General features: G+C 39.9%; 20 protein-coding genes and 1 pseudogene. 1 reads left to right on the forward strand and 20 read right to left on the reverse strand.

What is annotated here, in order from left to right; genetic code table 11:
- Positions 1 to 62: 62 nt before the first annotated feature.
- From dnaB to GNT69_RS05380, 11 genes and pseudogenes are all read right to left on the reverse strand, one after another.
- Positions 63 to 1,427 carry a replicative DNA helicase gene (dnaB, locus tag GNT69_RS05335; protein ID WP_203553886.1) on the reverse strand — a complete coding sequence of 455 codons (1,365 nt, stop codon included), beginning with the start codon at positions 1,425 to 1,427 and terminating at the stop codon, positions 63 to 65.
- Positions 1,428 to 1,598: 171 nt separating this feature from the next.
- Entirely contained in the window at positions 1,599 to 2,048 is a 450-nt protein-coding gene (gene rplI / locus GNT69_RS05340) for a 50S ribosomal protein L9 (protein ID WP_203553887.1), read from the reverse strand.
- On the reverse strand, positions 2,045 to 4,018 hold the full coding sequence (locus tag GNT69_RS05345) for a DHH family phosphoesterase (RefSeq protein ID WP_203553888.1): 1,974 nt from the start codon (positions 4,016 to 4,018) through the stop codon (positions 2,045 to 2,047). Before GNT69_RS05345 ends, rplI begins: the two co-directional genes overlap by 4 nt.
- Before the next feature lie 30 nt (positions 4,019 to 4,048).
- On the reverse strand, positions 4,049 to 4,996 hold the full coding sequence (locus GNT69_RS05350; RefSeq protein WP_203553889.1) for a YybS family protein: 948 nt from the start codon (positions 4,994 to 4,996) through the stop codon (positions 4,049 to 4,051).
- A 133-nt stretch (positions 4,997 to 5,129) separates the two neighbouring features.
- Entirely contained in the window at positions 5,130 to 5,366 is a 237-nt protein-coding gene (rpsR, locus tag GNT69_RS05355) for a 30S ribosomal protein S18 (RefSeq protein ID WP_203553976.1), read from the reverse strand.
- 51 nt (positions 5,367 to 5,417) lie between these two features.
- On the reverse strand, positions 5,418 to 5,912 hold the full coding sequence (gene ssb / locus GNT69_RS05360) for a single-stranded DNA-binding protein (protein ID WP_203553890.1): 495 nt from the start codon (positions 5,910 to 5,912) through the stop codon (positions 5,418 to 5,420).
- Positions 5,913 to 5,981: 69 nt separating this feature from the next.
- A complete protein-coding gene (rpsF, locus tag GNT69_RS05365; RefSeq protein ID WP_203553891.1) occupies positions 5,982 to 6,269 on the reverse strand; it encodes a 30S ribosomal protein S6 in 288 nt (95 codons plus the stop codon).
- 1,497 nt (positions 6,270 to 7,766) lie between these two features.
- Positions 7,767 to 7,945: pseudogene (locus GNT69_RS26155) on the reverse strand (IS91 family transposase); the annotation flags it as partial.
- A gap of 110 nt (positions 7,946 to 8,055) precedes the next feature.
- On the reverse strand, positions 8,056 to 9,156 hold the full coding sequence (ychF, locus tag GNT69_RS05370; protein ID WP_203553892.1) for a redox-regulated ATPase YchF: 1,101 nt from the start codon (positions 9,154 to 9,156) through the stop codon (positions 8,056 to 8,058).
- A gap of 109 nt (positions 9,157 to 9,265) precedes the next feature.
- On the reverse strand, positions 9,266 to 11,266 hold the full coding sequence (locus GNT69_RS05375; RefSeq protein ID WP_203553977.1) for a molybdopterin-dependent oxidoreductase: 2,001 nt from the start codon (positions 11,264 to 11,266) through the stop codon (positions 9,266 to 9,268).
- A 63-nt stretch (positions 11,267 to 11,329) separates the two neighbouring features.
- Positions 11,330 to 11,527, reverse strand: coding sequence for a DUF951 domain-containing protein (locus tag GNT69_RS05380; RefSeq protein WP_203553893.1), 198 nt, complete (start codon positions 11,525 to 11,527; stop codon positions 11,330 to 11,332).
- Positions 11,528 to 11,754: 227 nt separating this feature from the next.
- On the opposite strand from GNT69_RS05380, the gene yyaC reads away from it, so the two are divergent.
- A complete protein-coding gene (yyaC, locus tag GNT69_RS05385; RefSeq protein ID WP_203553894.1) occupies positions 11,755 to 12,375 on the forward strand; it encodes a spore protease YyaC in 621 nt (206 codons plus the stop codon).
- Between the two features lie 37 nt (positions 12,376 to 12,412).
- Here yyaC and GNT69_RS05390 read toward each other — a convergent pair whose 3' ends face one another.
- From GNT69_RS05390 to spoIIIJ, 9 genes are all read right to left on the reverse strand, one after another.
- Positions 12,413 to 13,114, reverse strand: coding sequence for a DUF554 domain-containing protein (locus tag GNT69_RS05390; RefSeq protein WP_203553895.1), 702 nt, complete (start codon positions 13,112 to 13,114; stop codon positions 12,413 to 12,415).
- A gap of 171 nt (positions 13,115 to 13,285) precedes the next feature.
- Positions 13,286 to 14,131 carry a ParB/RepB/Spo0J family partition protein gene (locus GNT69_RS05395; RefSeq protein WP_203553896.1) on the reverse strand — a complete coding sequence of 282 codons (846 nt, stop codon included), beginning with the start codon at positions 14,129 to 14,131 and terminating at the stop codon, positions 13,286 to 13,288.
- The gene (locus GNT69_RS05400; RefSeq protein WP_203553897.1) at positions 14,124 to 14,885 is read right to left on the reverse strand and encodes an AAA family ATPase; all 762 of its coding nucleotides are present in this window, start codon (positions 14,883 to 14,885) and stop codon (positions 14,124 to 14,126) included. The genes GNT69_RS05395 and GNT69_RS05400 overlap by 8 nt, the downstream gene beginning before the upstream one ends.
- Positions 14,886 to 15,193: 308 nt before the next feature.
- The gene (gene noc / locus GNT69_RS05405; RefSeq protein WP_203553898.1) at positions 15,194 to 16,051 is read right to left on the reverse strand and encodes a nucleoid occlusion protein; all 858 of its coding nucleotides are present in this window, start codon (positions 16,049 to 16,051) and stop codon (positions 15,194 to 15,196) included.
- A 106-nt stretch (positions 16,052 to 16,157) separates the two neighbouring features.
- Positions 16,158 to 16,877, reverse strand: coding sequence for a 16S rRNA (guanine(527)-N(7))-methyltransferase RsmG (gene rsmG / locus GNT69_RS05410; RefSeq protein ID WP_203553899.1), 720 nt, complete (start codon positions 16,875 to 16,877; stop codon positions 16,158 to 16,160).
- A gap of 29 nt (positions 16,878 to 16,906) precedes the next feature.
- Positions 16,907 to 18,796 (reverse strand): tRNA uridine-5-carboxymethylaminomethyl(34) synthesis enzyme MnmG, encoded by a 1,890-nt coding sequence (mnmG, locus tag GNT69_RS05415; protein WP_203553900.1) that lies wholly within the window; start codon positions 18,794 to 18,796, stop codon positions 16,907 to 16,909.
- A 51-nt stretch (positions 18,797 to 18,847) separates the two neighbouring features.
- Entirely contained in the window at positions 18,848 to 20,233 is a 1,386-nt protein-coding gene (gene mnmE / locus GNT69_RS05420) for a tRNA uridine-5-carboxymethylaminomethyl(34) synthesis GTPase MnmE (protein ID WP_203553901.1), read from the reverse strand.
- 318 nt (positions 20,234 to 20,551) lie between these two features.
- Positions 20,552 to 21,193 carry an RNA-binding cell elongation regulator Jag/EloR gene (jag, locus tag GNT69_RS05425; RefSeq protein WP_203553902.1) on the reverse strand — a complete coding sequence of 214 codons (642 nt, stop codon included), beginning with the start codon at positions 21,191 to 21,193 and terminating at the stop codon, positions 20,552 to 20,554.
- Positions 21,190 to 21,981, reverse strand: a complete 792-nt coding sequence (gene spoIIIJ, locus GNT69_RS05430; protein ID WP_203553903.1) for a YidC family membrane integrase SpoIIIJ — start codon at positions 21,979 to 21,981, stop codon at positions 21,190 to 21,192. Before spoIIIJ ends, jag begins: the two co-directional genes overlap by 4 nt.
- Positions 21,982 to 22,005 lie beyond the last annotated feature (24 nt).

Raw genomic sequence — 22,005 nt, forward strand, 5'->3', positions numbered from 1 at the left:
AATCTAACACTCTCTTATTCTATAAAAAAGAAAAAGATTAACCTATGTTGAGGCTAATCTTTTTATGCACCTGGAGGCATGGATGGATCTCCGTACCTTGTCTCCAAGTTAACAAATTTATTGTATTCTTTTACAAACGCTAGCTGGACCGTTCCAACTGGACCGTTACGCTGTTTAGCAATAATGATTTCAATAATGTTCTTATTCTCTGACTCTTTATCATAGTAATCATCACGGTATAAGAAAGCAACGATATCCGCGTCCTGCTCAATACTCCCTGATTCACGAATATCTGACATCATTGGCCGTTTATCTTGACGTTGTTCCACTCCACGCGAAAGCTGTGACAATGCAATGACTGGCACTTCTAACTCTCTGGCCAATGATTTAAGTGAGCGGGAAATCTCAGACACTTCCTGCTGTCTGTTTTCACCGGAACGACCGCTTCCTTGAATCAGTTGAAGATAGTCAATCAATATCATTCCAAGGCCTTGATCTTGTTTCAGACGACGACATTTCGAACGAATTTCACTAATGCGAATTCCTGGTGTATCATCTATGAAAATACCAGAATTCGATAGACTGCCCATCGCCATCGTTAATTTTCCCCAATCTTCATCTGTTAAAGATCCGGTTCTTAAGTTTTGCGCATTGATATTTCCTTCAGCGCAGATCATCCGCATGACAAGCTGCTCTGCCCCCATCTCGAGACTGAAAATCGCAACATTCTCCCCTGTCTTTGTCCCCACATTCTGGGCAATGTTTAAGGCAAATGCTGTTTTACCAACAGAAGGACGGGCGGCAACAATAATTAAATCATTTCGCTGAAAACCAGCAGTCATCCGATCCAGTTCCGCAAATCCTGTCGCAATCCCAGTGACATCCCCAACACGATTATGAAGCAATTCAATATTATCATACGTACGTACCAACACATCTTTAATATTATGGAACGCTCCGGCATTTTTCCGTTGTGCCACTTCTAATATGCTTTTCTCGGCTTCTCCTAATAGCGAATCGACTTCATCTTCCCTCGTATATCCATCTTGGGCAATTGACGTCGCTGTTCGAATCAATCTTCGCAACAACGACTTTTCTTCAACTATTCGAGCATAATATTCAATATTAGCTGCAGTAGGAACAGACGCTGCTAGTTCACTTAAATAGCTGACGCCTCCAGTATCCTCTAGTAATTTAGCCGCAGCTAATTCTTCAGTAACCGTGATTAAGTCAACTGCTTTCCCTTGGTCATTCAAACTCAGCATGACATTAAAAATCTTCTGATGTGCTGCTCGATAAAAATCTTCTGGTATCAAAACCTCAGAAGCAACCGTTAAAGAGGACGGCTCTAAAAAAATCGCCCCTAACACCGCCTGTTCAGCTTCAATGTTTTGCGGCGGCAGACGATCAGCAAATAATTCATTCATTTGCAAAAACCTCCTGTTTAGACGATATTCTCAATACCCTGTTAAAGACAGGAAGAAAAAAAGTGATCAGCATAAAACTAATCACAAAAAAATAACCAAAAAAGAAATTAGATCCGATTCGACATTTCTCACCTATTGTAACATGTTTAATTTGTAAATGAACTGGGAATTTTAGTTTCCTTCTTTCACATGGACATTTAAAGTCGCTGTCACTTCAGAATGAAGTTTAACCGGTACCTTTGTAACGCCAAGCGCACGAATTGCATCCTCGAGCTCCATTTTTCTTTTATCAATCTTAATGTTATGCTGTTTTTGCAATGCTTCGGTAATTTGTTTGCTTGTAATCGAACCGAAAAGACGCCCACCTTCGCCAGATTTAGCCGTTAATTCAACCGTTAGCTTTTCGATTTTCCCCTTTAGTTCTTTCGATTGTTTTAGTTCTTCTGCCGCCTCGTTTTCCTCTTTCTTCTTTTGCGCATTAAGTGAGCTAATTGCGGCAGAAGTTGCCTCGACCGCAAGTCCTTGCTTAATTAAAAAGTTTTGAGCATACCCATCTGCAACATTCTTGACTTCCCCTTTTTTTCCTTTACCTTTTACATCTTTTAAAAAAATGACTTTCATTCTTTATTTCCTCCCTCTAAATAATCTGCAATTGCATCTCTTAACATCTCTTCTGCTTCTTCAAGTGTGACATCGGAAAGCTGTGTTGCCGCATTCGTTAAATGCCCGCCGCCATTTAAGCTTTCCATAATTATTTGTACATTCACTTCACCAAGGGATCTTGCACTAATCCCGACAAGGTCATCTTCTCTGTTTGAGATAACGAATGAAGCAGATACCCCATCCATTGTTAACAATGTATCGGCTGCTTGAGCAATCATGACATGGTCATTCACTTCCATTTCATCTGCACAAGCAATGACAATCCCCTCATAATAAAAGTAAACATTTTCAATAATTTGGCTACGTCTTATAAAGGTTTCAATATCTTCCTTTAAAAACTTTTGGACAAGGATCGTATCGGCCCCATGGCTGCGCAAATAAGAGGCCGCGTCAAATGTCCGTGAACCCGTTCTTAACGTAAAGCTTTTCGTATCAACAATGATTCCAGCAAGTAACGCGGTCGCTTCCAACATTCGAATTCGATCATTCTTCGGCTGGTATTCCAATAATTCAGTAACAAGTTCGGCTGTCGATGAAGCATAAGGCTCCATGTAAACGAGCAAGGGATTTTTAATAAATTCTTCAGCGCGCCTGTGGTGGTCAATGACAACAACATTTTCCATCATCGACAATAAGCGTTCATCAATCACCATCGAAGGTTTATGTGTATCAACAATAACTAGAAGTGTATCATCACCGGCCAATTCGTAGGCCTGCTCAGGTGTGATAAAGCAGGAATATAAATCTTCGTTTTTCCTAATTTCCTCCATCAACCTTTGCACACTCAAATCCATTTCTTGAGGATTAACGACAACATACCCTTCGCGTTTATTCATTTGCGCGACTTTAACAATTCCGATTGCAGAACCGATTGCATCCATATCAGGATATTTATGTCCCATTACAATGACTTTGTCGCTTTCGCCAACCAAATCACGTAAGGCGTGAGAAATAACCCTTGCCCTTACGCGTGTACGTTTCTCTACCGGATTTGTTTTCCCACCGTAGAATTTAATTTTTCCATTCGGGAGTTTAATCGCTACTTGGTCCCCTCCACGTCCGAGTGCAAGGTCTAAGCTCGATTGTGCTTGTTCTCCCAATTCAGGTAAAGAGGAAATTCCCATGCCAACACCGATACTTAACGTTAGCGGAACATTTTGCTTCGCTGATGTTTCTCTAACTTCATCAAGAATCGAAAATTTACCTATTTCAAGGAATTTAAGGATTTCCTCATTAAAGACACCGATAAAACGTTCTGAAGAAACCCGCTTTAGAAAGACACCATTTTCGGTTGCCCATTGATTTATAATCGAGGTAACAAGACTATTCAAGTTGCTTTTCGTTTTGTCATCCATTGCTTGCGTTAGTTCATCATAATTGTCGAGAAAGATATAAGCAATCACGGTTCTCTCATCGTGATATAGCTTTTCTATGTCCATTTGTTCCGTTACATCAAAGAAATAGAGCAACTTCTCTTCCGCCTTATGAACGACACGGAATTTCCGATCTTTCACTGAGATGATTTCCGTTTCCACCTCTTGTTTAACTAAAGGAATAATTGCATCAGCTACATCATAAAGCGACTTTCCTACGAGTGTATCTTCATTGAAATAAGACGAAATATATGGGTTCGCCCATTCAATCATAAAATCATCATTAATGAGCATAATTCCAATCGGCATCTCCATGAGAGCTTCCTCCCCAACCTTCTTCACGCGGTAAGAAAGGGTAGAAATATACTCCTGTATCTCCGTTTTCACTTGCTCTTTTACTTTTACAATAAAATGAAGGAATAACGCCGTTGCTAAATAGCCTAGTACTCCCAATATCCAATTATAATAAAACAAAAACGCAAGGAAGATTAGGATCATCACCACTAACCCATATAAAGGATACCGTATTTGTCGCCTTTCCAAAAATGAAGGCATGTACTCAGCTCCTATAACAGTAATTTCCGGTTATTTCTTATCAAACAACCTCTTCCGTAAATCAAAGCCTAAATCAATTATACCTAATATCCTCACAATATAAAGAACAAACGGAATGAAGACAGCGAGGATAATAATGAGTATAAAAATTGCTCTTGAAACCCCTTTTGCATGCAAAAAATATGCAATGAACGAAAAACCTTGAAGCATCATAAAGAATTGTAAAACAAATAGGAGATTCGTTAATGCCCAATACCAATAACTTCCGGGGTCAGGTTGCATAAATAAAGAAGCAAACAAAGCAATCAAGTAGTACCAAAGCAAGCTCTTCGGCAAAAGTAAATCTCTAAACGGCGGCCATGTCTTTATAGCGATTCCAAATCGCCTTAAAACCGGGAAAGAAACAAGTTGCACGATAAAAACAATGAAAAAAGAAGCAATTACAAACATGCTTGGCATTAACGTTTCCATTAATGTAATTGAAGCTTCCATTTGTTCAATCATTGTCCTATCGACAGACTGCCCCATATTTTGCAACATATCCATCGATGTACGAATCGACTCGCGAAAAGTTACTATAAACTCTTCAATCATATTGATATTAAACAAAACAACGGAAGCTGCATACTGAATGACGGTATTCACCAAAAATGTAAGCGACCCAGCTACGAAAACAGCCAGTCTGCTTTTCTCTTTTCTGATAAATATCCCCATAATCGCCCCGGTCAATCCATAGAGAAGTGTAAATGGAATCGCCAGGAAAGTGCCAAAAATAAGCGAAAGTAAGACAGCAGCAATTGTGAAAATAACAACACTTTTGTTATCATATTTAGCAGCAAACATCATGAATGGCAAGGCTAAGAAAAAGTTCACGACTAAGCCTAAACCAGGTATGTATAATGTGAGCAATAATAAAACCGTAAAGATTGCTAAAAGTATTGCACCTTCTGTTAGCTTATATGTATTCTTATGTTTCAACTTTCCACCTCTTAACAAGAAAATTTCTAGTTAAAAACTATTTTATCTTAGTACCTAGTTAAGATTCAACTAAGGACCATTATCCTTATAACAAAAGGCAGCGGATAGCCCGCTGCCTTTTATGTTCCGTACATTATTCGCCTGATACAAATGGCAATAATGCCATTTGTCTAGCGCGTTTAATTGCAACTGTCAATTTACGCTGATATTTAGCGCTAGTTCCAGTTACACGACGAGGTAAGATTTTACCACGCTCAGAGATAAACTTTTTAAGAAGATCTACTTCTTTATAGTCGATGTGAGTGATTCCGTTTGCTGTGAAATAGCAAACTTTACGGCGTTTTGCACGACCGCCTCTACGTCCTCCCATTGCCATGACTGTTTCCCTCCTTTTTATTTTATTTTCCGTTATCAAGCAAGATTAAAATGGCAAATCATCATCTGAGATGTCGATTTGACCGCCACCTGCAAATGGATCTTCATCCAATCTTGTATTCTTTTGAGGTTGGCGTTGATTCTGATTTCCAATGGGGTAATCTTGTCCACCACTTGGGCGCGAGGCAAAACCTTCTCCTCTGTCAGCGTTTTGATTCTGACTCTTAGGCTCAAGGAACTGAACGCTTTCTGCCATTACTTCTGTAACGTATACACGTTTTCCGTCTTGTCCTTCATAACTACGAGTTTGGATGCGGCCATCGACTCCTGCAAGACTTCCTTTCTTAAGGAAGTTTGCAACATTTTCAGCAGCGCGGCGCCAAATTACACAATTGATAAAGTCTGCTTCTCTTTCTCCTTGCTGGTTCGTAAACGTTCGGTTAACAGCCAAGGTGAAAGAAGCAACAGCTACGCCATTCGGTGTATATCGAAGTTCCGGGTCCTTCGTCAGACGGCCAACAAGAATTACACGATTCATCATCAGTATCAACCCCTTTTCCTTCCACAATGTTCCATTGAAACATTCTCAAGGAAGTTATATATATAAATATTATTTTTCGTCTTTAACTACGATGTGGCGAATGATATCTTCGCTGATTTTTGCTAAACGGGAGAATTCATCAACCGCAACTGGTTCAGCACTTACTTGAAGGATTTGGTAATAGCCATCACGGAAATCATTGATTTCATATGCAAGGCGGCGTTTACCCCAGTCCTTTGCTTCTGTTACTTCCGCACCATTTTCAGTTAAGATCCCGCTAAAACGCTCAATTAACGCTTTTTTCGCTTCATCTTCAATATTTGGGCGGATGATGTACATAATCTCGTACTTTCTCATCTCTGTCACCTCCTTTTGGACTAACGGCCCATAGTTAAATGGGCAAGGAGCAATTGTACATTACTACAATACTCACAAGAAAAAATTATAGCATAGGAAAAAGAAAAGCGCAAGCGCCTTGGTCAGCCCCGACAAGCATAAGACGCTCCAGATTAGAAGACGCTCTTTGTCTTCAAATCTGGAGTGGCTAGACCAGTCGGGGCTAGGCGCTGGAGCTAGACATTTTCTAACTCAAAAAATTTTATACCTTCATTATCTTCCAAGTTTAATGCAACATTCCCTTTCAATCAGACAGCGGAAAGATTGCTATTATCCCACAAATAGAATACTAACATATGTTCGTGTTTTTGTCCAATCATAACTAAAATCAGCAGCGCATACCGGAATACTTTGACTGAAAGAAAAACCGGGCAAAAACTTGAGGCCACTAAAAAAGTCCCTTAAATTATACTAGGGGTTAAAACTTGGCTATTGATTTACGTTCCAGGCGGCTTCGCTTTCCGCGGGCAGTCCAGGAGCCTCCTCAGCGCTATTCGCGCCTGCGGGGTCTCCCTTGGCCTTGCACTCCCGCAGGAGTCTTCGCCGCCTTCCACTCCAATCAACAGAGTTCTTTAACTTAGACTAAATTTAAGTATAGAAGCTAAAAATAGCGGTTTTAACTAAGGGATATTGGGTCCTTCATTCACATAAAAAACGACTCTAACATTCAAAATATGAATTTAGAGTCGTTTTTTAATTTTTAAAATTACATTTTTTCAAATAACCAATGGATTTTCAGCGTCCTCCAAAAACTGCCCGGTCCTTTTATCCAATGTTATATATTCTAGTTAAATTAACGTTTCTTCGGGGGTTATAAGGGAAAAACGCAAAATGTTCACAGTAGGACATGAATGATTTTTTAATAAATAAACGGACCACCTACATAGTTCTCTATGATTAATTAACAACTCATTTGATTGTGAAAATGAAGGCTTTTTATTCCCAGTACTTGGATTAAAAAGGTGGATCGTTCATAGATAGGTTATGTTTTTTGCTAGTACTTGGATTAACCGTGATTTTAAGGATGGTTTATTGCTAGTACTTGGATTAAACCGGTTTTGGGCCGTTTTTTATTGCTAGTACTTGGATTATATCGGCCTTCTGACCTCATTTTATTGCTAGTACTCGGATTAACCCTTCATTTTACAGCGTTTTATTACGAGTACTAGCAATATACCAAGGAAATTTGGTGTTTTTAATACGAGTACTTGGATTAAAAATCGCGTTACTAGCATTATCGGTTAAAAAGCCTACAAATCTCTTCGGTCAAATGTCCATAAATGACCTCTTCCGGAAAAACCAAAAAAATTATCCGTGCTTTTACCCAGTACTCGGATTAAAATTTCCGATGGCAAAACTAACAAACGCTTAAGCAACTTGACCTTGAATGGCTGAACGTAGACTCATTTTATGCCAAGAAACATGTCTCTTAACCCTTCATCAACTCATCCTCAGTTAGTCTTCGCTTTCACCAACAGAACAAGTTGTGCAGAAACGACCTTTACAATCGAACATCAAGACAACCTTCACAAACAAAAACCTTAATTTCCCCAATCACCCTTGATTACAATAGGAAGGATTTTAGCACCGTGTTTTCTTATAAAAGCTTTCCAATGATTGTGTTTACCGAAAAAAATTGCCGTAAAATGTTAAACGAAAATACCACAGCACGAATGACTGTGGTAGACCAAAAATTATATACTTTCTTTTCTTTGAAAAAAAACCCGCAGAATGTCTGCGGGTAACTTTACACGTTAAAGCGGAAATGAATAATATCTCCGTCTTTAACTTCATACTCTTTTCCTTCTAATCGAACCTTGCCGGCTTCTTTTGCCGCAGTCATTGAGCCTGCTGCCATGAGGTCCTCGAAAGAAACGGTTTCAGCACGGATAAACCCTCGTTCAAAATCAGAGTGAATGATTCCAGCACATTGCGGCGCTTTCATGCCATGGCGGAAAGTCCAAGCACGAACTTCTTGAACTCCAGCAGTGAAGTAAGTAGCAAGACCAAGGAGACTGTATGTCGCACGAATTAGCTGATCTAAGCCAGATTCTTCAATTCCTAGCTCTGAAAGGAACATTTCCTTTTCTTCGCCTTCTAACTCAGCGATTTCCTCTTCAATTTTTGCACAAACGACAATCACTTCAGCATTATCTTCTTCGGCAAATTCACGTACTTTTTGTACATAGTCATTCTCTGTTGCATCGGTAACGTCATCCTCGCCAACATTTGCCACATAAAGCATCGGCTTTGTCGTTAACAAATGAAGTCCCTTCACAAACTTTGCTTCCTCTTCGGTCAATTCGACTGTACGGGCAGCCTTTTCATTTTCCAATGCCTCTTTTAGCTTCGTTAAAATTGGGAACTCAACTAAAGCTTCCTTATCCTTTTGCTTAGCCAACTTCTCCACACGGCTAATTCGCTTATCAACGGACTCGAGATCGGCTAATATCAGCTCCAAATTGATTATCTCAATATCAGAAATCGGATCCACTTTCCCGGAGACATGGGTGATATTGTCATCAGCAAAACAGCGAACCACTTGACAAATGGCATCAACCTCACGGATATGGGATAAAAACTTATTTCCAAGTCCTTCTCCTTTGCTTGCACCTTTTACAATCCCAGCTATATCTGTAAATTCAAATGCAGTTGGCACCGTTTTTTTCGGTTGCACAAGCTCTGTTAATTTTAATAAACGATGATCTGGCACTTCAACAATGCCTACATTCGGATCAATTGTACAGAAAGGGTAATTCGCAGACTCTGCACCTGCCTGTGTAATTGCATTAAATAACGTCGATTTCCCTACGTTCGGAAGCCCGACGATCCCAGCTGTTAAGGCCATCCTTGTCACTCCTCTACCTCTATTTAAACTAAAAACTATCTACAAAATGCCTCTCACAATTATAGATAGTTAAGGAAAAAAAGACAAGCAGCCGAAAATGGCTGCCTTTCTAATTACGCTCGATATTTACGAGACAATCATAAATTGTACTTCCTTGGCGATTATCTGATTCACGATCTGACGTCAATAAATTGACTGGGCCGCCAAATTTACGCCATATTCCTTCATCAATATTTATTGTCCCGGGATGAGCTTTTTTAAAGAGCACGACCGTTCCAAAAATCTCCCCGCGATCATTCCATACTCTTACTTGATCGCCAGCTTTCAATCCTTTAGCTTCGGCAATATCTTCAGCAATCTCAACTTTGACAATCGGCTCCTTTTCCAAGAGATGGTAGTTTTGCGAATGATTCGACCGAAGCGGATGAATCGTCAACAATGTATAAGGATATTTTGCAGCAAGTGTTGGATTCGTCCATTTCGTTTCAATCGGGAAAGATAAAGATAATTGCCCTCCCGGTGACTGCTTTGAGGAAAATTCATACTTACCGCTTCGTGTTTGAAATTTTTTCTCTTTCCAAGGTATCTTTTCAACAGGTAATTCAGCGAATTTCCTTTGCCGCAATTGTTCTAGCGTAATCCCCTTTTCGTGTAAAAAAGACAGTCCTGACTCAAGCCATTGTTCACGTGTAAAGGAAAATGCATCACCAAAGCCAAGACGATTCGCAAGTTCTGTCCAAATCCAAGCATCCGTCATTGCCTCACCAGGTGGCTCGACTAATTTTGGTCCATGATTGACATAATGATGGTACATCGAAGAATAGTAAATATCCTCTGTTTCAAACGCTGCTGTTACAGGTAATACATAATCAGCCAATTCTGCTGTATCAGTCATATATTGATCGATGACTACAAGCGTCTCTAAGGAGACGAATGCTTTTCTCGCCTTATTTGTATCAGGAATCTGTGTAAGCGGATTGCCGCATGTCACGACAGCCATTTTAATTTCTGGATCAACAGCAGTTAATATCCCCTCCGCCTGCTTCATCATTGAAAACGTACGACTTGCCTGTTTACGGCTTGGCATTGTAATTGCTTCAACATTAAAGCTCTGTCCTACATGGAGATTCGCATAATTTGCGCCCCCGCCGGAAATTCCAACATTCCCACTGATGGCAACGAGCGCATCAATGAGTCGGATCGTATTTCCGCCATTGGCGTATCTCTGCATCCCTAAGCCAAGCATCGTCGCAACTGGACGCTCACTATAGGTTTTAGCAAGCATCGTCATCGTTTCGCTCGAGACCTCTGTATAAGTTTGAATATCCTCCAACATAACTTCATCCAAGGTTTCAACAAGGCCATCAAAACCTAATGAATAATGCTCAATAAAATCTTTATCCTCTAGATGTAAACGGATGATTTCCTTCATAATCCCAGCTGCGAGAAATCCATCAAAACCTGGTTTAATCGAGATATATTCATCAGCAATTTTTGCTGTTGCATTATAAATCGGGTCGATCACAATGAGTTTTGCTCCACCTTTTTTCGCCTTCTGAAGTTGCTCGTATAAATGCATATTCGTCCGAGCAACATTTCTCCCCCATACAATAATCGTTTTACTATTCAGTAAATCTTCAGGTGCATGACTATACGCATCACCAAAATCCCATCTTTGCGCTTCAATTCCAGAACCCCAACAGATGGACCCTGTCAATTCAGTTACGCCCCCATAACAATTAAAAAAGCGACGATCTAAGTTCGTTAAAAAACCGCCATTCGCATAATCATGACTATGCAATACCGACGTAGTTCCAAATCGTTGTTTATATTCCTGTAGCTTCGCAGCAATTTCATCTAAAGCCTGCTCCCAAGAAATTCGAGAAAACTGTCCATCTACTTTTTTTAATGGATATAGGAGGCGTTTGCTAGAATTGATTCGCTTTTCTAGCATTCGGCCGCGCGCACATATTTTCCCTTTCGTAATTGGGTGGTCTGCATCCCCTTCAATTTTTTTAATTTTCCCAGCCTCAACCGTCACTGTAAAACCGCAGTTGTCCCAACAGTTTAACGGGCATGCTGAATGAAAAACCTTTTCCAACCTTACCATCCCCATTTTTCTAGTAATCTATAGTTAAAACTATAATATATTCGGTAAAAAAAAGAAGCAGGATTATTCTCCCTGCCGCTCGATTACTTTTTTCATTTTACGTGTAAATTCCTTTCGCGGAATTAACACGCTATGTTCACAACCTTCACATTTTATCCGAATATCCATGCCGAGGCGGATAATTTTCCAACGATTTGTCCCACATGGATGAGCCTTTTTCATTTCAACAACATCGTTTAATTGAAAATCTTTCTGTTCCAACACCTTTCCCTCCTATTTGGTGACTAATTTTTTATCCATATAGAATTTCCTGCTGCTTTGTGATGGAATAACTTTTAGTTTAGCAAGTTTTTAATTTATTTCAAAAGTATTCCCTTTTAATCGTACAATAAGGATATAGAGATACTTCCTTGTTTCTTTGCGCTTCTATGTATAGTTTAAGGAAAATTTCCGTATACTACTAGTATGAATTTAAGGGAGTGGAACCAATGAATCTAAACTTTTTTGATAGAAAAGGAAGCGGACTAAAAATTAATCATGAGGATCACCAAGCTGTACCTAAATTGGCAGATGGCATTCTCTCGCACATGCCAGGAATGACAAGCCGTCCGATTGTCATTGTCTGCATTGGAACAGACAGGTCCACAGGCGATTCATTGGGACCACTTATCGGCACTTTTCTCGAGGAAAAGAATCTCTCTCCATTTCATGTTTATGGAACATTAGAAAATCCCATCCATGCAATTAATCTTGAAGAGAAGTTAAATGAAATCAATCATAAACATTTTAACCCTTTCATCATCGGAATCGATGCCTGTTTGGGCAAATTAAAAAGCGTAGGTTCCGTTCAAATCGGCTCAGGACCTGTTAAACCTGGGGCAGGTGTGAATAAAACTCTGCCTGAAGTAGGAGATATGCATATTACCGGAATAGTGAATGTCAGTGGCTTTATGGAATATTTCGTTCTCCAAAATACTAGACTGAATCTGGTCTTAAACATGGCGAAAACGATTGCCAACAGCCTTCACGAAACAAGTATGCGATTCCCCCAAAAACAAACATGGACAGATATAAATTGGAAATTAGAACAAGGACAAACGAACGGATAAAGAAGGACCAATCATGGCCTTCTTTTTTATATTTCGTCTACAAAAAGTAGAGAATTGATACGATTAAGCCTGTTACTAATATTCCTGGAAGTAGATTGGCTACTTTAATTTTCGTTAAGCCAAGCAAATTTAATCCAATCGCCAAAATCATTACCCCGCCAGTGGCGGTTAATTCAACAATAAAACTCTCCAATAATGCAGCAGGAACAAAACGGTCAATTTGCGTTGCAAACATCGCGATGATTCCTTGGTAAAGCACTACAGGAATGGCTGAAAACAGGACGCCTATCCCTAACGTCGACGCTAAAATAATCGACGTAAAGCCGTCAATTAACGCTTTCGTATAAAGAACATTATGATCACCACGGATGCCGCTATCTAACGCACCAATAATCGCCATCGCACCAATCACAAAAATTAATGTCGCCGTTACAAACCCTTGGGAGATACTGCCTTCACCCGTATTGCCCAATTTCCTTTCAAGCCATTGACCAACTGCATTTAGCTTTTCATCAAGGGAATAATATTCTCCGATAACAGCTCCGAGTACAAGACTAATAATGACGATTAAAAAATTTTTGCTTTCAAACCCCATCTGCAGCCCTAGAACGATGACAGACAGGCCAATCCCATACATAACCGTCGTCTTCATGCCCTCAGGAATCCGATGGAGAAACTTTCCTATAAACGTACCGATAATAATTAGCAACCCATTGACAATTGTCCCTAATAAAAACATTCACTTCACCTATCAACCTATTATTTCGTTCTCCGAAAATTGTAATATAGTAAAATTACCATGAAACTGAGGCTTTTCCTAGCTTTTTTTCAATGAAAACATAATTTTCGTTTAAACGAACGACCAAAAAAAACCACAACCAAAAAGCTGTGGTAAACCGTTTGAATAGCATTAAGATTGTTTCGCAATCATTTCAAGGATTCGATTCAAATCATCTTTCGAGAAAAATTCAATTTCAATTTTCCCCTTATTTTTTGACTCTTTAATCGACACTGTTGTTCCAAAGCGTTCACGCAAGAAATTTTCCTGTTCGCGAATAAATACATCCTTTTCACGCTTCTTTTTCGTAGTTTCACGTGGAACAATTTGGTTTAATTCTTGAATCAACATTTCCAATTGGCGGACATTTAATCCTTCTTTAATTGTCTTCTCGGCAACAGCTTGGATTCGGTCTTTCTGTCTCAATCCAAGCAGAGCTCGTCCATGACCCATTGATAATTTCCCTTCAGAAATGAGGCTTTGAATTTTTGGCGACAAGCTTAATAAACGAACATGATTGGCTAAATGGGGTCGGCTCTTTCCGAGGCGTTTTGCCAATTCCTCCTGGGTTAGACCTAATTTCTCCATTAATGTTTGATAAGCCATTCCCTCTTCAATCGGATTTAAATCCTCACGCTGTAGATTTTCTAATAATGCAAGCTCCATCATTTGCTGTTCATTCAATTCACGAACGACAGCTGGCACCGTTTTCAACTTCGCTTCACAAGCTGCCCGATAACGGCGCTCGCCAACAACAATCTCATACCCTTTTATGCTTTTACGAACAATTAATGGCTGAAGAATCCCATGCTCAAGAATTGAATTTTTCAATTCTTCAATGGCCTCTTTCTCGAAGGTTTTCCGTGGCTGATAAGGGTTTGGACGGAGCTCTTTGACATCGATTTCTTTTACCGTCTCTTCTTTATCAATCTCCATGCTAAAAAAAGCATTTAATCCTTTCCCTAAACCTTTAGCCATGTGCAACCACTTCCTTTGCAAGATCTAAATAAACCTCAGCACCACGCGACTTTGGATCATAACTAATAATTGGCTCCCCATGGCTTGGGGCCTCGCTAAGACGAATATTTCGGGGAATAATTGTTTTATAAACTTTGTCTTGAAAATACTTTTTCACTTCTTCAATGACTTGTAATCCTAAATTCGTTCGTGCATCAAGCATCGTCAAAAGCACCCCTTCAATTCGCAAATCATGATTTAAATGCTTTTGAACGAGACGAACGGTATTTAATAGCTGACTTAATCCCTCAAGAGCATAGTATTCACACTGAACAGGAATAATCACTGAATCAGATGCTGTCAATGAATTAAGCGTTAATAATCCAAGGGAAGGAGGACAATCAATCAATATGTAGTCAAAATCCTCTCTCACTTCCTCAAGAGCTCTTTTTAATCTTACTTCCCGGGAAATAGTTGGGACAAGCTCGATTTCAGCTCCTGCTAACTGAATCGTTGCTGGAATAATAAATAAATTTTCTGCTGCTGTTTGGACAATGACAGAGTTTGCTTCGACATCGTCAACCAGCACATCGTAAATGCACTGACTTACATCTGCTTTTTCAATCCCTACACCACTTGTAGCATTTCCCTGTGGATCAATATCGACCAACAGTACCTTTTTGCCGATATATGCTAAACAAGCCCCTAAATTAACAGAGGTTGTCGTTTTCCCAACCCCACCCTTTTGGTTGGCAATTGCAATGATTTTGCCCACATTGTCACCTACCTTCAAACCAGTAAACTACTAAAATAACCATGTCTTTTATTTTAGCACAAATTCGTCTAGTAAAAGCTTTTTTCTATTAAAAGGAATCTAGTAAGCTTGAAAAAAATAGGCTGTGTTAAACCTAGGTGTTGATCTCCGCTACAGGCACTTCGCTTTTCACGGGCAGTCCGGCGCTGCACGCCTGCGGGAGTCTTCGTGCCTTCCGCTCCAATCAATAATATTAAAAATTAACAATATGCTTTAACAGCCAAAAAACAAAAAAAAGAGAAACAATCTTTGTTTCTCGCAAAATTGGATTATTTCTTTTTTGGGATTTGAATGGTTATTTGATAGTAATCTTCATGTTCTTCTTCTTCTGACTTTAAGTTAATTCCTGAATCGGACACCATCGATAATGATTGGCGAATCGTATTTACGGCAATCCGGACATCTTTGCTAAATGCTTTTCGCTTCGGCTTAGGCTTTTCGACGGATTGGTTTAAATGTTTCTCTACTCTCGCTTCTGTCTGTTTCACATTCAGTGATTTCTCAATAATTTCTTTTAATAACTGAATCTGTAAGTCTACATCTTTTAAGGGAATTAACGAACGTGCATGCCGTTCCGAAATCGTTTTATTAAGCAAGGCATCTTGGACTTCCTGAGGCAATTTGAGTAGGCGCAATTTATTTGCAACGGTTGATTGCCCTTTCCCTAAACGCTGCGCTAAAGCCTCTTGCGTCAAATTATGAATTTCTAATAATTTTCCGTAAGCTAGCGCCTCTTCAATCGGAGATAACTCTTCACGCTGAAGGTTTTCAATCAATGCGACAGACGCTGTTTCCGTATCCGTTAAATTATTAATAATCGCGGGTACCTCGTCCCATCCTAGCTTTTTCATCGCTCGCCAACGACGTTCACCCGCAATTAATTCGTATTTTCCTGCTTCAATCTCCCTAACGACGATCGGTTGAATGACTCCATGCGTATGAATTGTCCGAGCAAGTTCCTCGATTTTTTCATCATCAAAGATCGTTCTTGGTTGAAATTGGTTTGGAACAATATCATCAATTGGAATTTTTTTTATTTCGTCTCGTTCTTCCGGTTTCTCAAGCATTACTTCATTCTGCTCTTGCTTTTCTCCTAGACCAAAAAAGCGTGAAAAAGAAGGCTTCATTCCCCTGCACCACCTTTAAGAAACTCCCTGTTACCTATTCTCTATTGAAATAACAAGTTCCTGCTTTTCTTTCATTATAAACTAATTATAAAAAGAAGGTACCCCCTTATTCAATCGGAGTTTTATTCGGGGTACCTGGTTTTCTCGGATATTGCTTCGGTGATTTTTTCTCTTTTTGAATAATTAATATGTTTCGTTCACTCTCCTCAACTGGAAGCTTAAACGAGTGAACAGCCACCAAATTTCCACCAAGAAGAGTGACTGCTTTTTTTCCACTTTGAATTTCATCTTCAGCCTGACCACCCTTCATCGCAATGAAGGTACCACCAACCGCTGCGAGCGGCAGACATAGTTCACTTAAAACGGTTAATCTTGCCACCGCTCTCGCCATCACAAGATCATACTGCTCGCGATGGGCTTTATTCTTCCCGAACGTTTCCGCACGATCATGAATAAATTGTGTATTTTCAAGCTTTAACACTTTTGCTAAATGCTCAAGGAAGGTGATTCGCTTGTTTAATGAATCAACAATTGTCACTTTTACATTCGGAAAAGCAATTTTTATCGGGATACTAGGGAAACCTGCACCAGCGCCAACATCACAAATATCGATTGGTTTTTCATTAAAATCATAATAAAAGGCGGCTGAGACGGAATCATAAAAATGCTTTAAATAAACGTCTTCTTTCGCAGTAATTGCCGTAAGATTCATTTTTTCATTCCACTCAACGAGCGTTTCATAATATAACTCATATTGACCCATCTGTTTCTCGGAAAGGACAATCCCCTTCTCCGCCAGCATTGCCTGAAATTGTTCTGGATTCATCTGCTAATCCTTTCTTTCAAAAGTTTCGGTTAATCATTGGAGACACGCGCAATCCGACCTTGTTCAATATAAACTAATAAAATTGAAATATCTGCAGGATTCACTCCAGAAATACGTGATGCTTGAGCAATGGAAAGCGGCCGTACCGTTTTTAATTTTTGTCGCGCTTCCGTTGCAATTCCATTTATCGCATCATAATCAATATTTTCAGGGATCTTTTTATCCTCCATCTTTTTCATTCGCTCGACTTGCTGCAATGACTTTTCAATATAGCCTTCATACTTGATTTGAATTTCGACTTGTTCTCTTACTTCCATGTCTAACTCAGTTTCGGCAGGAATTAAGCTGTTAATATGCTCATAAGTGATTTCTGTCCTTCTTAAAAAATCAGCTGCACGAATTCCATCTTTTAACTCACTTCCGCCAAGTGAGCGGATCAAGTTCTGAGCCTGTTCCGAAGGTTTAATAATGGTGGAACGCAATCTCTTTACTTCCGCATCAATCATCGCCTTTTTGGTTACGAATCGTTCGTAACGCTCTTCGGAGATCAATCCGAGTTTATACCCTAATTCTGTTAAGCGGAAATCAGCATTATCGTGTCTTAACAGCAAACGATATTCTGCTCTCGACGTTAAAAGTCGATACGGCTCATTCGTTCCTTTTGTGACTAAGTCATCAATCATGACGCCAATATAAGCATCGGAACGGCTAAGAATCACTTCTTCCTTATCGAGCGCTCTGCTTGCCGCATTGATGCCCGCCATTAGACCTTGGCTTGCAGCTTCTTCATATCCAGATGTACCATTAATTTGGCCAGCGGAATACAGGTTTTTAATCTTTTTTGTCTCAAGGGTTGGCCAAAGCTGAGATGGAACAATGACATCATACTCAATTGCATAGCCAGGGCGCATCATTTTTGCGTTTTCTAGCGCCGGAATAGATTTCAATAATTGGTGTTGGACATCTTCAGGCAAACTCGTAGATAAGCCTTGGACATACACTTCTTGTGTATTGCGTCCTTCTGGTTCTAAGAAGATTTGATGACGTGGCTTATCATTGAAACGAACGACTTTATCTTCAATTGATGGACAATAACGTGCTCCTGTCCCTTTCACCATTCCTGAAAACATCGGTGAGCGATGAAGGTTTTGGTCAATAATCTGATGTGTCTTTTCATTCGTATAAGTCAACCAGCATGGCAACTGCTCAGTGACAAATTCAACTGTTTCGTAAGAGAAAGCTCTCGGCTGATCATCGCCTGGCTGAATCTCTGTCTTCGAGTAATCTATCGTATCACCGTGAATCCGCATTGGCGTACCGGTTTTAAAACGAGCTAATTCAAGGCCGATGTCTTCGAGATGTTTCGAAAGTTTGATCGAAGGTTGTTGGTTATTCGGACCGCTTGAATATTTTAATTCACCGAGAATAATTTCTCCGCGCAAAAACGTTCCTGTAGTAATGACAACCGTTTTCGCACGATACTCAGCCCCTGTCATCGTAACGACACCTTTACACAAGTCATCTTCAATAATTAAACGTTCGACCATTCCTTGAACCATTGTTAAGTTCGGCTCTTTCTCCAACGTTCTCTTCATTTCATGCTGATAGGCAAATTTATCAGCTTGTGCCCGTAACGCCCGTACTGCAGGGCCTTTCCCTGTATTAAGCATCCGCATTTGGATGTAGGTTTTATCAATATTCCGAGCCATTTCACCGCCAAGGGCGTCAATTTCGCGAACAACGATCCCTTTTGCAGGGCCGCCGATAGATGGATTGCATGGCATAAATGCAATCATATCAAGGTTAATCGTAACCATTAGCGTGTTGGCCCCCATCCGCGCCGCAGCGAGGCTTGCCTCACTACCAGCATGGCCTGCGCCAATCACGATGACATCATAATTTCCAGCTTCAAATGGCATATGGTTGCCTCCTTGTATTCATTTTTATCTCAGATAACTGCTTTTCGCTGCCTATTTTCCAAGGCAAAATTGGGAAAACAGTTGGTCAATAAGGCTTTCATGGACACTTTCACCAATAATTTCACCGAGCAATTCCCATGAACGCGTTAAGTCAATCTGGACAATGTCGATTGGCGTCCCTGCCTCGACATTCGTAATTGACTCTTCAATCGCTTGTTTCGCTTGTGTTAATAACGCAATATGGCGGCTATTGGAGACGTACGTCATATCACCTGCTTCAAGTGAGCCCGAGAAGAATAACGATGCAATCGCTCCCTCTAGCTCATCGACTCCTTTATCTTCTTTTAAAGAAGTCGTTACCATTTTCTTATCTCTCGTAAATTTCTTCAATTCTTCCAGATTAATTTTTTGTGGCAAGTCCGTTTTATTAACAATGACGATGACATCCATCCCTTCAACCGCTTTAAACAAGTTGCGATCTTCCACAGTTAACTCATCTGAGTAGTTAAGAACGAGTAAAATTAAATCTGCTTCTTTTAAAACTTGGCGGGAGCGTTCAACACCAATTCTTTCGACGATGTCCTCCGTTTCACGAATACCAGCCGTATCTAAAAGTCTTAAAGGGACTCCACGAACATTAACGTACTCCTCGATGACATCACGAGTTGTCCCTGGGATATCTGTTACAATCGCTTTATTCTCTTGGACCAAACTATTTAATAATGACGACTTCCCAACGTTTGGACGTCCAACAATCACCGTCGACAACCCTTCACGGAGAATCTTCCCTTGCTGTGACGTCTCCAGCAATTTTGCAATTTCCTGTTTCACATACGTTGCCTTTTCAAGCAGCATATGATGCGTCATTTCTTCAACATCATCATATTCTGGGTAATCAATGTTCACTTCCACATGTGCTAGTACTTCAAGGATTTCCTGTCTTAAGGTGCGAATCAACCGAGACAAACGCCCATCCATTTGACCTAATGCGACATTCATCGCCCGATCCGTTTTTGCGCGAATCAAATCCATGACAGCTTCTGCTTGTGAAAGATCAATGCGCCCATTTAAAAATGCCCTTCTTGTAAACTCTCCTGGCTCAGCAAGTCTCGCTCCATACGTGAGCACAAGCTGCAGGACACGATTGACGGAAACTAAACCACCGTGGCAATTTATTTCGACAACGTCTTCCTTCGTGAACGTTTTTGGTCCCTTCATGACAGAAACCATTACTTCTTCAGCGATTTCATCTGTTTCGGGATCAATAATATGACCGTAATGAATCGTATGTGAGTGAACATTAGCTAATATTTTCCCGCCAATTCCTCGAAAGAGCTTATCCGCAATTTTGAAAGCATCATCCCCGCTTAAACGGACAATCGCAATCGCTCCTTCCCCCATTGGAGTAGAAATCGCCGCAATTGTATCAAACTCCATCCGTTTCACCTCTCTACCTTTTAAAAATTTATATAAAAACGACACAACTGTTTTTCCAAAATTATAGAATAGCATATCATTCTAAAGAAACCTACGATATGTAATTATCCACAAACAAAAAAAGAATCTCTATTATTTTAACTTATCCACATGTGAATAACAATAAAACAACGTAGAGAGGATTTACAAATAAAAACATCACCAAAACTAGTTTTAAGAGATTTACATGAATGGAGCATGACCTTTCCGAAGAGGAGTTGAACATGGAGGTTTTGTATTAAAAAACAACTATAACCAATAAACAAAAAAACCGATCTATTATAGATCGGTTTTTACTGTTTTCCTGCTGGGTGCAATTACGATATGACGATAAGGATCGGCACCATTGGAATACGTTTTAATTTTTTTATTTCCCATTAAGGCGGTATGAATCACTTTACGCTCATATGCCGGCATCGGTTCTAAAGCCACTTCTCTCCCCGTTCGCACAGCCTTTTGAGCTAATCTTTCGGCTAACTGCATCAGTGTTTCATTTCTTCTTGTCCGATAATCTTCTGCATCTAAAATCACATTAAAAAATTGATTTGCATGACGGTTTATCACAAGCTGAGTTAAATATTGCAGCGAGTTAAGTGTTTGTCCTCTTTTCCCAATTAATAAAGCAATCTTTTCACCTGTAAGTATGAGCTGAATTTGTTTTCCTTCTTGCTTCATTTCTACTTCAATTGGGGCTCCGAGCCCTTTCGCAACCTGTTTCAAATACGTAACAGCTTCCTCAATTGGGTCCATTTTCATTGTCACTTTAACAACTGCAGGCCGGGAACCAAATATACCCAAAAACCCTTTTTTGCCTTCGTCAACAATTTGAATTTCGGTCTGATCCTTTGAAGTATTTAATTGGGCTAGTGCTGATTCTACTGCTGCCTCGACTGTTTGTCCTGTAGCAGTTATTTGTTTCACTTTTTCTTTGCTCCTCCCGCTTTGCCGGTTGCTGTTGCTACTTGTGGTGCTTTCTTTAAATCCGGCCCTTTAATAAAATAAGTTTGTACAATTGAGAAAACGTTTCCGATTACCCAATATAAAGATAAAGCTGATGGAAGCGTGACAGCAAACACAACAATCATGATCGGCATCATCCAAAGCATCATTTTCATTTGCGGATTGTCAGGCATTCCAACCATCATAATTTTTTGCTGTAAAAAGGTCGTGACACCTGCTACCACTGGCAAAATGAAAAACGGGTCCGGGAAACCTAAATCAAACCATAAAAATGTATGACCAGCGATTTCTCGCGTACGAACGATCGCATGGTAAAAACCAATTAAGATTGGCATTTGAATTAAAATTGGCATACAGCCTGCGAGTGGGTTTACTCCGTGCTTTTGAAATAAAGCCATCGTTTCTTGCTGAAGTTTTTGCTGTGTCTTTTGATCTTTTGAACTATATTTTCCCTGTAGCTCCTTTAATTCAGGTTGAATCGCCTGCATTGCTTTTGAGCTCTTCGTTTGTTTAATCATTAACGGTAAAATTGCAAAACGAATAAGGAGGGTTACCGCAATGATTGCTAGTCCATAACTATCCCATAGTAAGTCCGCCATTTTAATGATTAACCATGAGAGCGGATAAACGATATATTGATTCCAAAAACCTTCACTTTCAGATGTAATTGCTTGATCATATTCCATACAGCCCGTCAAAACGGTCATGACAAGCAATAGGCCCGCTATCAATAATATTCTCTTTTTCAAGCCTCATTTCCTCCTAACATGATT

The sequence above is a fragment of the Bacillus sp. B15-48 genome (genome assembly GCF_016879755.1).
In the GTDB taxonomy this organism is placed as follows: domain Bacteria; phylum Bacillota; class Bacilli; order Bacillales; family Cytobacillaceae; genus Mesobacillus_B.